This window comes from Thioclava nitratireducens (assembly GCF_001940525.2).
GTDB classification, from domain to species: Bacteria; Pseudomonadota; Alphaproteobacteria; order Rhodobacterales; family Rhodobacteraceae; genus Thioclava; species Thioclava nitratireducens.
On the sequence record NZ_CP019437.1, the window covers coordinates 3,835,474 to 3,848,558 of the forward strand.

General features: G+C 64.1%; 11 protein-coding genes. 2 read left to right on the forward strand and 9 right to left on the reverse strand.

Annotated features, from left to right (window positions below; genetic code table 11):
* Positions 1 to 4: 4 nt before the first annotated feature.
* From BMG03_RS18420 to BMG03_RS18435, 4 genes are all read right to left on the reverse strand, one after another.
* On the reverse strand, positions 5 to 601 hold the full coding sequence (locus BMG03_RS18420) for a LolA family protein (RefSeq protein ID WP_075776891.1): 597 nt from the start codon (positions 599 to 601) through the stop codon (positions 5 to 7).
* Between the two features lie 226 nt (positions 602 to 827).
* On the reverse strand, positions 828 to 3,998 hold the full coding sequence (locus BMG03_RS18425) for a DNA translocase FtsK (protein WP_075776839.1): 3,171 nt from the start codon (positions 3,996 to 3,998) through the stop codon (positions 828 to 830).
* Positions 3,999 to 4,010: 12 nt separating this feature from the next.
* Positions 4,011 to 5,189, reverse strand: a complete 1,179-nt coding sequence (locus BMG03_RS18430; RefSeq protein WP_075776838.1) for an aminotransferase class I/II-fold pyridoxal phosphate-dependent enzyme — start codon at positions 5,187 to 5,189, stop codon at positions 4,011 to 4,013.
* Positions 5,190 to 5,309: 120 nt separating this feature from the next.
* Positions 5,310 to 6,626, reverse strand: coding sequence for an amidase (locus tag BMG03_RS18435; RefSeq protein ID WP_075776837.1), 1,317 nt, complete (start codon positions 6,624 to 6,626; stop codon positions 5,310 to 5,312).
* 47 nt (positions 6,627 to 6,673) lie between these two features.
* Here BMG03_RS18435 and BMG03_RS18440 point away from each other — a divergent pair, with 47 nt between their 5' ends.
* A complete protein-coding gene (locus tag BMG03_RS18440; protein WP_075776836.1) occupies positions 6,674 to 7,936 on the forward strand; it encodes an FAD-dependent monooxygenase in 1,263 nt (420 codons plus the stop codon).
* Between the two features lie 10 nt (positions 7,937 to 7,946).
* On the opposite strand, the gene BMG03_RS18445 is transcribed toward BMG03_RS18440, so the two are convergent.
* From BMG03_RS18445 to BMG03_RS18465, 5 genes are all read right to left on the reverse strand, one after another.
* Positions 7,947 to 8,159, reverse strand: a complete 213-nt coding sequence (locus BMG03_RS18445; RefSeq protein WP_075776835.1) for a Trm112 family protein — start codon at positions 8,157 to 8,159, stop codon at positions 7,947 to 7,949.
* Positions 8,156 to 8,794, reverse strand: a complete 639-nt coding sequence (locus BMG03_RS18450) for an LON peptidase substrate-binding domain-containing protein (RefSeq protein WP_075776834.1) — start codon at positions 8,792 to 8,794, stop codon at positions 8,156 to 8,158. Before BMG03_RS18450 ends, BMG03_RS18445 begins: the two co-directional genes overlap by 4 nt.
* A gap of 27 nt (positions 8,795 to 8,821) precedes the next feature.
* Entirely contained in the window at positions 8,822 to 9,739 is a 918-nt protein-coding gene (locus BMG03_RS18455; RefSeq protein ID WP_075776833.1) for a thioredoxin family protein, read from the reverse strand.
* Between the two features lie 96 nt (positions 9,740 to 9,835).
* Positions 9,836 to 10,624: an exodeoxyribonuclease III gene (locus tag BMG03_RS18460; protein WP_075776890.1), complete on the reverse strand. Its 789-nt coding sequence runs from the start codon at positions 10,622 to 10,624 to the stop codon at positions 9,836 to 9,838.
* A gap of 127 nt (positions 10,625 to 10,751) precedes the next feature.
* Positions 10,752 to 12,188: an aldehyde dehydrogenase family protein gene (locus tag BMG03_RS18465; RefSeq protein ID WP_075776832.1), complete on the reverse strand. Its 1,437-nt coding sequence runs from the start codon at positions 12,186 to 12,188 to the stop codon at positions 10,752 to 10,754.
* Positions 12,189 to 12,367: 179 nt separating this feature from the next.
* Between BMG03_RS18465 and BMG03_RS18470 the strand changes: the two genes are divergently transcribed.
* Positions 12,368 to 13,021, forward strand: coding sequence for a peroxiredoxin (locus BMG03_RS18470; protein ID WP_075776831.1), 654 nt, complete (start codon positions 12,368 to 12,370; stop codon positions 13,019 to 13,021).
* Positions 13,022 to 13,085: the final 64 nt, after the last annotated feature.

The window sequence follows — 13,085 nt, forward strand, 5'->3', positions numbered from 1 at the left end:
ACAATCAGCGCCGCTGGGCCAACGCCTGGTCGATCGAGAACATCGAGGTGGCAAAGTTGCCGCCTTTTTGGAGGTTGTTGAGGATCGTCGTGGTCTTCTCGCCCGACTGGTTGGTGATCACCCATTGGCGCAACTCAACCGGCCCGTCAGTGAAGATGAGCTGAATATTCCCGTATTCAGGATGCTGCGGGTCCTGCGCGGTGACGATCGTCTTCGGCCCGTCCGTCGTGTAGCCCACGACCATACCGTTACGATTCAGGTCGATATTGCGCCCGAGGATCAGGTTCAGCGGCGTCTTCACCAGCGGGTATTGCTCCGGTGGCTGGTTCGATTTCGGATCGAACACAGCGACGCGGTTAGCCGAGGCCAGCACCAAAGTCTTGTCGTTATTGTATTGGAAGCGCGCCCGACCGGGCCGCTTGATGAACAGCTTGCCGGTCGAGATAGACCCGTCCGAGTTGACCTGCGTGAAATCCGCCGAAGCGGAGGTCAGCGAGTTCAGATAGGACGATATCTGATTCAGCGAGACTTTCCCGGCCGAAGCCGGAAGGGCGAGCGCCAGCGTGAAGATCGCGGCGAGCAGGATGCGGATCTGTTTCATGACCATAGATTTAGGCACTCCTTGCGAAAGCGGAAGTCCCGCCGTAACGCGCCAATCGCGCTGCGGGTCCGTCTTGAGCGCATTTGCGCCGAACCGGGGATGTCATTCAATAACATCTCCCCCAGTATCGGATGACAGCACACCGGGTGCGGATAGCCCGTGCGGCCCAATGCAAAACGCCCCGAGGTCTCCCCCGGGGCGCTCTGCATCTCAGATTGTGACCGGCTTATTGCTGTTCGGGCACGAGGATTTCGCGTTTGCCGACATGGTTGGCCGAGGACACGACGCCCTGATCCTCCATCTGCTCCACGAGGCGCGCGGCCTTGTTGTAGCCGATGCCCAGCTTGCGCTGGATGTAGGAGGTCGAGCATTTGCGATCCTTTATCACGATGCCCACCGCCTGATCATAGAGCGCATCCTCGCCGCCGGTATTGCCGCCAGTGTTGAGGCCCAGCACCTGATCGATGTCGGAAGCCACCTCGTCATCGGGGCCCTCGACCACGCCAGACATATAGGCCGGCGGACCGAAGCTCTTGAGGTGGTTGACGATTTCCTCGACTTCCTCGTCGGACACGAAGGGCCCGTGGCAACGGGTGATCTTGCCGCCGCCAGCCATGTAGAGCATGTCGCCCATGCCCAGAAGCTGCTCGGCGCCCTGCTCGCCCAGAATGGTGCGCGAGTCGATCTTCGACGTCACCTGGAACGAGATCCGGGTCGGGAAGTTCGCCTTGATCGTGCCGGTGATGACATCGACCGAGGGGCGCTGCGTCGCCATGATCAGGTGGATGCCCGAGGCCCGCGCCATCTGCGCCAGACGCTGGATGCAGGCTTCGATCTCTTTGCCTGCGACCATCATCAGGTCCGCCATCTCGTCGACGATCACGACGATATAGGGGAAGGGTTCGGGCTGGAATTCATCCGTCTCGAAGATCGGCTCGCCGGTCTCCTCGTCGAAGCCGGTCTGCACGGTGCGCTTGAACATCTCGCCTTTCTCAAGGCTCTCCTTCACGCGACCGTTGTAGCCCTCGATGTTGCGCACGCCCATCTTGGACATCTTGCGATAGCGCTCTTCCATCTCGGAGACGACCCATTTCAGGGCGACGACAGCTTTCTTCGGATCGGTCACGACGGGGCTGAGCAGATGCGGGATGCCGTCATAGACGGAGAGTTCGAGCATCTTCGGGTCGATCATGATCAGGCGGCACTCTTCCGGCGTCAGACGGTAGAGGAGCGACAGGATCATCGTGTTGATCGCGACGGATTTACCCGAACCGGTCGTCCCCGCGATCAGCAGGTGGGGCATCTTGGCGAGGTTGGTCACGATAGGCTCGCCACCGATCGTCTTACCCAGAGCCAGCGGCAGCTTGATGTTCTTGTCGTCGAAGTCGCGCGCCGAGAGAATCTCGCGCAGCACCACCTTCTCGCGGTGATCGTTCGGCAGTTCGATGCCGATCACCGAACGGCCCGGCACGGTCGAAACGCGTGCCGACAGCGCCGACATCGAGCGGGCGATATCGTCGGCCAGACCAATCACGCGGCTGGCTTTGAGACCCGGCGCGGGCTCGAGTTCATACATCGTGACAACCGGGCCCGGGCGGACCGAGACGATCTCGCCCTTCACGCCGTAATCGTCGAGCACCGTCTCGAGCATCCGTGCGTTCTCCTCCAGCGCCTCATCCGAGAGCTGGTGGCGCTGGATCGTCGTGGGATTGGTCAGCAGCGACAGCGGCGGCATTTCGAAGGGCGCAGTCTGCGGCTTCTCAAAAGTCATCTTGGGCTGCGCCTCTTCGATCGCACGACGCGACGGGGCCGCGGGTTTCGCCGCGGGCTGCACCACGCGCTTCGGCTCGGGCTGTTTGATGACCTGACGGTCGAGGCCACGCGCCGAGGCCGGGATTTCCGGCACCACGTCTTCCTCGATCCATTGCGCATTGCCGGTCTCGTCGAAGGAATGTGGCTCGCCGGCATAGAAATGCTCGGTGCGCATATCGCGGAGATCGGGTTCGAAGCCTTCGTAATCCGGGTGGGTCCAGTCGCGGCTCTCTTCGCCTGCGTATTCGCGTTCCTGTGCGACCTGCTCGGCAGCCGTCATATGCGGCTCTTCGGCCTCGGCATAGGTCGCCATTTCGGACGCGCGCTCCGGGGCGGTTGCGGCCGGTGCGCCGAAGCCCGGCATGAAACGCGGCTTGGCCCGAAGCGGTGGCTCCGCACGCAATTGCGGCTCGGCCCGCAGCGGCGGCTCCTGATGGACCACCTGCGGCTGGCGCGGGCCGCGCGCGAGACGCTTGGCGACTGCGGCGAGCACCGAGGCCGAAGGGCGCGGCGGCGCCGGCTCGGGCTCGGCGAAGGTTTCGGGCATATCGTGATGCAGCGGCGCTCCGGCAGGCTCGGGCGCGTAATCGGTGGCGACCGGTGCGGCCTTGCGGTTCTGCACCGCCTGGCTGATGCGCGCACGGATCCGATCTTCGGTGGGCGCGGCCGGCGGCTGGTCGTCCCAATAGGGCTCGGTCTCGAACAGCTCCGGCGAGGCATCATAGGGATCGTAGTCCGGCTCCACCGGGCGACGGATGCGAGACAGGAAGGACGGGCGCGCGGCCGGGGCGGCTTCGACCTCCGGGGCCCAATGCTGCGCGGCGAGCGCCTGCTGCTCTTCCCAAGCCGCCTGCTCAGCGGCACGTTCGGCGGCTTCGGCGCGACGCTGGCGCGCACGCTCCGCCGCCGAGCGCGCCCCCATGACCGAGGCCGAGGCCCCGCGACCCAGAACGTTCATCACACCGACATAGACCGCGACCGTGCCCAGCCACATGAAACGCGTGATCGCGCGCAACTCGGGCTTGGTGAAGCCGAGAACGAAGGTCGCCATCGCCAGCATCGCCGCGGCGAGGACCAGCGAAAGAAGCTTCAGCCCGACCACGCCGGAAATCGGGACGATCCCCAGCATCGCACCCGCGATCATATCGCCGAAATGCCCACCAAGGCCGAAGGCCTGACCCCATTGATCGCCCGGCACCAGAAGCGCTGCATAGACGGAGGCGACGGCCACGGCGATCGGGAAGAAGATCATCCGCGAAACGAGGCGCTCTTCGCCGCGATGGGTGATCATGCGCAGGCCCCAGGCCACCAGCGCCGCAGGCAGCAACCACGCGCCGTGACCCACGATCACGAACAACGGCGAGGCGATCCCGGCGCCGATCCGGCCGAGCCAGTTCTGCACCGGCTCATCCGAGGCTGCCATCCAGCTTGGATCTTCGGGATGATAGGAGAAAAGCATCATTGCGGCGAGCAGGCCGAAGACGACCAGCAGCCCCCCTACCAATTCCTTGCCACGCCGTTCCAGAACGGCTTGCGTGTCCTGATCGAAAAGCGGATCGCGCTGTCGAACCTGATAAGATGCCATAACCTACCGTCCTCAACCGTATAGGCAGTCGCGAAGCTGCGTAAGCCCGCGCTGCGTTTCTGCTTTTGGGGCGACCAGAGCCACCCTAATATATTTCTGGCCGGGGTTTTCCCCGTTCACCTCGCGCGCGAGATAGGCGCCCGGCAGCACGCGAATGCCGGTCTCTTTCCAAAGCTTGAGCGCCGCTGCCTCCCCGTCTTCGACGGGAAGCCAGAGGAAGAAACCGCCCTGCGGCAGCTGGAAGCCATCGACGCCGTCGAAGATCTGTCCCGCGATCTCGTATTTCTCGGCGTAAAGGCGACGATTTTCCGTGACATGGGCCTCGTCCGCCCAGGCCCGCTCTGCCACGCGCTGCAGCGGTTGCGGCAACGGTGAACCGGCATAGGCGCGCAGGCGACGGATATGTTTAATGCTTTGCGGCCCGGCAGCGAGGAAGCCCGAGCGCAGACCCGGCAGGTTCGACCGCTTCGAGAGCGAATGGAAAATCACCACGCGCTCGGGGTCGATGCCTTCCTCGGCGGCGACCTGTGCCGCACCGGGCGGCGGGGCCTCGCGCCAGATCTCGGAATAGCACTCGTCAGCGAAAACCATGAAGTCGTGCTTCTCGGCCAGATGCAGCAGATCGGCCAGATATTCGCGGCTCGCGACTGCGCCCTGCGGGTTCGAGGGCGAGCACAGATAGGCGACGGTGACGCGGTCCAGCACCTCCGCCGGAAGTGCCGAATAATTAGGCAAAAAACCGGTCTCGACGCCTGCGGGCACGAAAACCGGCTCCGCGCCGACCGCTGCCGCGGCCACCGCGTAGACCTGATAGAACGGGTTCGGGATCGCGATCACGGGCGTCTTGCCGCGTTTCTGTTCGGGCGAAAGCGCCATCGCGGCGTTGTAAAGACCCTCGCGGGTGCCGTTGAGCGCCATGATCCGCTCGGGTCCGATCTCGACCGAATAGCGCCGCTTGAGCCAGCCAGAGATCGCATCCAGCAATTCGGGCGTGCCGTCGTTGGCGGGATATTTCCCAAACTCTCTAAGGCTTTGCGCAATGACATCACCCACGAACTCGGGCATCGGATGGCGCGGCTCACCGATGGACATGGCCAAGACGTCGCCGCCCGGTTCATGCGAATCGAGCAGCGCGCGCAAACGCGGAAATGCGTATTCGGGCAGGTTCGAAAACCGCTCGGGAAAGTCCATCTGTGCCTCATCGAATGGGGTCTATGTCGCCCCTTATTACCGACGAGGTTACAAAAGCTCCGCCGTTTCGTCCAGAAAAAGACAAGCTCCAGAGCGGGTTGACCACAAGAAATGTGTTTTTCAGGCCAGCGCCGATTCGGCGCACATGCCCAAACGCAGCAATCGATCCTCCGTCATGGGCGGCGCCATCAGCGAAATACCACAGCTTGGGATTCCCGTCGGAAGGTTCAGCGCGCACAGCCCCAGCACGTTGCCGATCCGGGTGTTGCGCAGGGCGAGCACGTTTTCCTCTTGGAAATAGCGCTTGTCGCTGAGAAGGCGGCGGACATCGGGCGGCAGTATCGGCGATGTCGGCACCAGAACGGCGTCATATTCCGCAGTCGCCTCCAGATAGGCGGCGCGATAGCCCTCCAGCGCGTGCCACCCCTTGGCGTAATCCGAGGCCAGAGCGTCGCGCCCGCTGCGGAACCGCTCGAGGATCGCTGCGAACATCTTCTCGGGCGCGGCTTCGATCTCGTGCTTCCATTCGCCATAGGCCTCGGGCGCGAAGAGAACGCCGGAAAGGTCCATCGCCGGGCGCACCATCGGCAAGCCCCGCCGCTCGATCACCGCACCCGCCTTAGCGAAGGCCTCAACGGCCCGCTCAAAGCCTTGCACCGGCTTTTCGCGGGTGCCCTCGAACGGCAGCCCTTCGAGCACCAGCAGCCGTTTGCCCCTGAGGCTTGCGTCGCGCAGATCCGGCGCGGCACGCCCTTCGAGCAACGCCAGCACGTGGGCCGCGTCCTCGACGTTGCGTGTCAACGGACCGATCGTGTCGAAGCTCCTACACAGCGGCACGACACCCTTGGTCGTGATCCGGCCATGCGTGGTCTTCAGCCCCACCAGATCGTTCCATGCCGCAGGAATGCGCACCGACCCGCCCGTGTCCGATCCGACGGCCGCCGCCGCCAAGCCGCGCGCCACCGACAGCGCCGCTCCGGAGGAAGACCCGCCCGGCGCGAGTTCGGGATCCTGGATGTTCGGCGGCGTCGCCGTCATCGGGTTCACGCCCAGCCCGGAGAAAGCCAGTTCGGTCATATGCGTCTTGCCTAGACAGACAGAGCCGCCCAGCGTGGCCTCGATCAGCACATCGGCGTCGCGCTCGGGCACGCGCCCGGCCAGCAACCGCGTGCCCGCTTCCGTCGCCACGCCCGCGGTGTCGAACAGATCCTTCCACGACAGCGCAACGCCATCGAGCATCCCGCGCCGACGGCCCTGCTTGGCGCGCTGATGCGCGGCCATCGCCTCGTCGCGGGCGCGCTGCGGCGTAAGGCGTGCATAGATGTCTTCCGACGCTTCAGCCGCTGCGAGATAGGCCTCGGTCTGCTCCACCGGATCGAGCTGCCCGGCGGCGATCGCCCGCCCTTGCTCCGCAGCCCCTGCCAGACGCCATTCCATACCCCACCTCCTTCGTTCTTTCCGCCACGCTAGCGACAGTCCCGCGCATGGACAATCCCGCTTCCAGCGCCATAGTAAGCGCCATGAAACACGATTCAGACGTCATCATCGCAGGCGGCGGGCTCAACGGCCCCGCCTTGGCGCTTGCATTGGCCTCCGCCGGCCTTTCCGTGACCCTCGTCGATGCGGCGCCGGCTCGCCAGCGCGCGACCGACACGTTCGACGGACGCGCCTATGCGCTGGCGATCGCGTCGCAAAAACTGCTGCGCGCGATCGGCGTCTGGGACGGGCTTGCCGATCAGGCGCAACCGATGATGGAGGTGAAAGCCGCCGACGGTCACGCAGGCGAAGGGGCGGCGCCCTTCTTCCTGCATTTCGACGCGCGCGAGCTGGATCAGGCACCGGTCGGGTACATGCTGGAGGATCGCTACCTCTATCGCGCGTTCCTCGATGCGATGGAGGCGAGCGACAAGATCACGCTGCTGCATGAGACGCAGGTCACGGGACAGCAGGTCGTGCCCGGCGGGGTCGAGGTGAGCCTGTCCACCGGCAAGACCCTGACCGCGAAACTGCTGATCGGCGCGGACGGTCGCCGGTCGGGCGTGGCCGAACGCGCCGGGATCACCCGTGAGGGTTGGGGCTATGGTCAGACCGCGCTGGTGGCGGCGGTCGAGCACGAGAAGCCCCATAACGGCATCGCCCATCAGTTCTTCATGCCGACCGGACCGCTCGCGATCCTGCCGCTGAAAGGCAATCGGTCCTCCATCGTCTGGAGCGAGACCGAAGAAAACGCAAAGACCATTTCGGCGCTGGATGACGAGGATTTCCTCGCTGTGCTGCGCCCGCGTTTCGGGGATTTCCTCGGCGAGATCAAACTGGCCGGGCCACGGTTCTCCTACCCGCTGAATCTGACGCTTGCGAAAGCCTATGTCGCGCCGCGCGTGGCGCTGGTGGGCGATGCGGCGCATGGGGTGCATCCGATCGCGGGACAGGGCCTGAATCTCGGGTTGCGCGACGTGGCGGCACTGGCGGAAATCGTCGTGGAAGCAATGCGCCGGGGTGAGGATATCGGGGCCGAGGACGTGCTGGAGCGTTATCAGGGTTGGCGACGCTTCGACTCGACGTCGCTCGCACTCGGCATGGATACCGTGAACAAGCTGTTCTCGAACGACGATCCGCTACTGAAGGCGGGGCGCGATCTGGGAATGGGTCTGGTGCAGGCAATCCCGGGGCTGCGGCGCGGGTTCATGCAGCAAGCGGCGGGGCTTTCGGGCCCCCTGCCCCGCCTGTTGCAGGGCCGCGCACTGTAAGCACCGCGCCTTATTCGTCGATCCGGCGCGCTTCGTCTTCCAAGAGGATCGGAATGCCCCCCCGGATCGGGAAGGCCAGCTTCGCGGGCTGAGAAATCAGCTCCTGTTTCTCGGCATCGTATTTTAGCACCGCATGGGTCAGCGGGCAGACGAGCGCCTCCAGCATGTGCCGGTCGAATAGCGGTTTCTCCGCAGCCGGTGCGCTCTCGGTCTCTTCGCTCATTGCAACCGCTCCTCTCCGCCGCCATGCAGCGCATATTCGATCAGGGTCACCAGGGTTTCGCGCCGGGTGGCCAGACAGGGCGCCTCCAGCAGTGCCTGCTTGTCCTCGGGCTCCAGCGGCAAAAGCATCCCGAGCGAGTTGATCAGCAACTCGTCATCGGCATCCTTCAGCGTTTGCCAATCAGTATCCAGCCCTTGGGCGTGGAAAAACTTGGACAACAGGTCGAGAAAATCGTCTCGATCAAAGCCGTTGTCATGCTCCGCCGGGCCCAGATCGCGCTCGAACCCGGCCCAGCTGACCTCGGCGCGGATATAGGGCGTGAAGCCTTCGACCTCCTGCAGGATGCGATAGCGCGAGATCCCCGACAGCGTGATCATGTAGCGTCCGTCCTCGGTCTCGGAAAACCCGGTCAGACGGCCCGCGCAGCCAATCGTGTTGAGGTGGTTCTGCCCCTCCGGCCCCTTGATCGGCTGGATCATCCCGATCAGTCGAGACTTGGTCTTCATACAATCTTCGATCATCTGCAGATAGCGCGGCTCGAAGATGTGCAGCGGAAGCCGCGCCCGGGGCAGCAGCAGCGCACCGGGCAGCGGAAAAAGCGGAAGGATTTCGGGCAAGTCGCCTTTCTTCATCATGCGGATGAAACTAGCGCGCCCAAGTCCTCAGGCAAATATCATCGACGACAGACGACGGCGACCTTTTGCGACGATCGGATCGTTCGGCTTGAGCGCGTCGAAAATGGTGAAAAGCTGCGTCTTCGCGGCCTCGTTCTCCCATTCGCGATCCCGCCGGAACAACTCGAGAAGTTGATCCACGGCCTCTTCGGCGTTCCCGGCCGCGTAGAGCGCCTGCGCATAGTCGAAGCGGGCCTGATGATCGTTCGGATCTGCCTCGACCTTGGATTTCAGATCGTCGAGCGGACCGGCCGATTGCGCCTGTTTCGCCAGATCGAGCTGCGCGCGCGCTGCCTCTACCGGGGCACTGTCGGCGAGCTTCGGCGGCACCGCGGCCAAGGCTGCACCTGCCGCATCCAGTTGATCGAGCGCGATGCGTGCGCGGATCAGGCCGCCATGGGCCTCCGCCAGCTCGCCATCTTCTTCGAGGATCGCCGCGAAGGTCTCTGCCGCATCTTCCGCCGCACCCTCGGCCAGCATGGCTTCCGCCGCCTCGACCGCATCGCCCAGACCGTTGCCCGCCTCACCGCCGGACGCTTCGATCAGCTTGGCCACGAAGCTTTTGATCTCGGAGGGGGGCAACGCGCCCTGGAAACCGTCGATCGGCTGGCCCTGCCAGAAGGCGTAGACGGTCGGGATCGACTGCACGCGCATCTGGCCTGCGATCATCTGGTTTTCGTCGACATTGACCTTGGCCATCACGACCGCGCCTTTCGCGGCTTCGACCTCGGCTTCCAGTGCCGGGCCGAGCTGCTTGCACGGGCCGCACCACGGCGCCCAGAAATCCACGATGACCGGCACGGTCTGCGATTTCTCGACCACCTCGGCCATGAAGTTGGCTTCGGTCACGTCCGTGACGTATTCGCTCTTGCTTGCGGCCTTGGCGCCGCCACCCAGTTCCAGCATGTCCGTCTCCCGAAATTGCGGAGGATTTGCTTTCCTATATGGCCTCGGAAGGGCCGAACGCAAACCCGTTTGACCGCGGCGCGCTGCCGCAAGCGATTACAGATCGAAAGTCGCGAAAACCGGCGCATGATCGGAGGGCTTCTCCCAGCCCCGCGCGGCGCGCAGCACCCGGCTGCCATGCGCCGCGTTCGAGATGTCCGGCGTCGCCCAGATGTGATCGAGCCTGCGACCCTTGTCGGCGGCATCCCAGTCGCGCGCCCGGTAGGACCACCACGAATAGAGAAGCCCCTCGGGAATGTCCTGCCGGGTGATGTCCACCCATTTGCCCGCCTCCATCGCGTCATGCAGATGCTCGACTTCGATCGGGGTGTGGCTGACGATCTTCAGCAGCTGCTTGTGGCTCCAGACGTCATCCTCGCGCGGGGCGATGTTCAGATCGCCGACGAGGATCGACTTCTTCGGCCCTTCCGCTTTGAAGTGATCGCGCATCTGGGTGAGGTAATCCAGCTTTTGGCCGAACTTCTCGTTCACTTCGCGATCCGGCACGTCGCCGCCTGCGGGGACATAGAAGTTGTGGATGGTGACGCCATTCTCGAGCGTACCCGCGACATGGCGTGCATGGCCGAGATCGGCAAAATCATGGGCGCTGTTCTCTTCCATCGGAATTTTCGAGAAGATCGCGACGCCGTTATAGCCCTTCTGGCCGCGCGCGATCATGTGCGTGTAGCCCAGTTCCTTGAAACCCTCGACCGGGATCTTCTCGACCGGGCTCTTGCATTCCTGAAGGCAGAGCACGTCGGGCGCCTCTTCCTCCATCAGCTTGCGCACCAGCCCCTCGCGCAGCCGCACCGAGTTGATGTTCCAGGTCGCCAGCGTGAAGCTCATCTCATTCTCCCGTTCCAAAAGCCGCGCGATCATGTCGAAGGGCGGCCGCTTGCGCAACCGCCCCTGTTCTTCTCAATAAAAATATCGGCAGGTGAATTGGCCGATAGGGCAAGAGGGGCAGCGCCCCTTATTCCGCCCAGCCGGAGATCGACTTCACGTCGCAGAATTCCTCGATGCCCCAACGGCCACCCTCGCGCGCCCGGCCCGAGGAGCCGACGCCGCCGAACGGTGCCCCCGCCCCGCGGTCCTGACCGTTCATCTCGACCATGCCCGAGCGCAACTGACGCGCCAGCCGGTTGCGTCGCGCGCCGTCGCCCGATTGCAGGTAATTGGTCAGACCGTATGGCGTGGCGTTGGCCACCTCGATCGCCTGCTCCTCGCTGTCGAAGGGCATGATCGACAGGACTGGGCCGAAAATTTCCTCGTTCATGATCGTCATCGAGGGATCGCAGTCGGCAAAGACCGTCGGACGGACATAGAAGCCGCGATTGAGATGTTCGGGCCGTCCGGGACCGCCCGCGACGAGTTTCGCGCCTTCCGCGATGCCTGTCTCGATCAGGCCCTGGATCTTGTCGAACTGCGCCTTGTTGATGACCGGACCGATATGCTTGCCCTCCTCGCGAGGGCTGGCGACCTGCGTGGCTTCGGCGGTCTGCCGCGCGACCTCGACCGCGCGATCATAGGCCGAACGCTCGACCAGCATCCGCGTCGGCGCGTTACAGCTTTGCCCCGAGTTCTGGAAGCAATGCTTCACACCGCGGGCCACCGCATCTTCGTCCGCATCGGCGAAGATCAGGTTGGCGCCCTTGCCGCCAAGCTCCAGCGTCACGCGCTTGAGCGTATCGGCCGCCGCCTTCGAGATCGCGCGCCCGGCACGGGTCGAGCCGGTGAAGGAAATCATCTCGACATCCGGATGGGTCGAGAGCTGCGTGCCGACGCCCGCGCCGTCGCCATTCACGAGGTTGAACACGCCCTTCGGCAGCCCCGCCGCATCGAGGATTTCCGCGAAGATCAGCGAAGACAGCGGCGCTTCCTCGGACGGCTTCAACACCATCGTGCAGCCCGCGAGGATCGCCGGGATCACCTTGAGCGTCACCTGATTCATCGGCCAGTTCCACGGCGTGATCAGCCCGACGACACCCACCGGCTCATAGGCGATCATCGCGCCCGGCGTGCCGTCGCCCAAAGGATGCACCCACTCGAACGCCTTCGCCGCGTCGATGAAATTCTTGATGTGATAGGCGCCCGCGCCCCACTGGTTCTTGCGCGCGAGATCGATCGGCGCGCCCATCTCGAGGCTGATCGCCTGCGCCATGTCCTCGGCGCGCTCGGCATAGACCTTGGCGATCCGCTCGACCGCCGCGATCCGCTCTGCCGGGTCGGCCGCTTTCCAACCGGGCAGCGCCGCCTTCGCTGCCGCGACTGCCGCGTCCGTGTCGGCCTGATCGCCCAGCGAGATTACTGCACAGGGATCTTCGGTCGATGGATCAATCACCTCGTAGTCCTGCGCAGCCTTGGGTGCCACCCATTCCCCGTCGATGTAGAAATTCCGCTTCTCGATCATTTCAGCCTCCCGCACACAGATATTGCGCAAGAGCGTTTCACCACTCTCGGCCCTGCGCAAGGCCTGACGATAGGTCGCAGACCCCAAGTTTGAAAAGATTCTAAACTGGCTGGAATGGACCCCGGCGAGGACTTATATCCCGCAAAGACGTAATTTTACGCAAACACAGGAGGTTTTTCATGGGCCTGCGTATCAACGACACCGCTCCCGATTTCACCGCCGACTCGACCGCTGGCGAGATCAAATTCCACGACTGGATCGGCGACGGTTACGCCATCCTGTTCTCGCACCCGAAAGACTTCACCCCGGTTTGCACCACCGAATTCGGCGCTGTGGCGCAGCTCGCCCCCGAATTCGAAAAGCGCAACACCAAGGTCATGGGCGTATCGGTCGACAGCGTCGAAAAGCACGTGAAGTGGAAATCGGATATCGAGCAAGTCGCCGGCGCGCCCGCGAATTTCCCGATCATCGACGACACCTCGCTGGCCGTGTCGAAAGCCTATGACATGCTGCCCGCCGACGCCTACCTGCCCGACGGCCGCACCCCGGCGGACTCGGCGACCGTGCGCACCGTCTTCATCATCGGACCCGACAAGAAGGTCCGTCTGACCATGTCCTACCCGATGTCGGTCGGCCGCAACTTCGCCGAGATCATCCGCGCCCTCGATGCCGTTCAGGCCACCGACGGCAAGCCCTTCGCGACCCCCGCGAACTGGGTCCCGGGCCAGGACGTGATCGTCGCCCTCTCAGTGTCGACCGAGGAAGCGAAAGAGAAATTTGGCGAAGTCGACGTCAAGCTGCCTTATCTGCGCACTGTGAAAGCGCAGGGCTGAGCCCAGCCACTCCATTTGCGGAAAAGCCCCGGCAGCGTCCGGGGCTTTTTCCTCTCCGCGCGGC